This is a genomic window from Stenotrophomonas sp. SrG (assembly GCF_050031795.1).
GTDB classification, from domain to species: Bacteria; Pseudomonadota; Gammaproteobacteria; order Xanthomonadales; family Xanthomonadaceae; genus Stenotrophomonas; species Stenotrophomonas rhizophila_A.
The window spans coordinates 1-239 of the sequence record NZ_JBNBBE010001142.1 but is presented as its reverse complement, the minus strand read 5'-3'; the positions used below and the strand labels follow the sequence as shown (position 1 = coordinate 239).

Below are 239 nucleotides of genomic sequence, written 5' to 3'. Positions count from 1 at the left end.
AATTTGAATGCGGCGATGGCATGGCCACCCCGAAGTGCGGCGTGATGTGGACCCCGGTGGACTGGGTGGCACTGCGTGCCACCTAGGCGGAAGGCTTCCGCGCGCCGAATCCTGCCGAGATCGGCGACGGCGGCCTGGCGGCGTTCGGCGCCGCACGTGATCCCGGGCGGTGCGCGGCCAGCCCGCCGGCGGTTGTGACCACCAACTGCGGTGGGCGCCCGGTGGCCCACATCACCAGC

The 239-nt window shown here is 72.0% G+C and carries 1 pseudogene; it reads left to right on the top strand.

The features are described 5' to 3' along the window. Positions 1 to 239: pseudogene (locus ACQG3P_RS23050) on the top strand (TonB-dependent receptor); the annotation flags it as partial.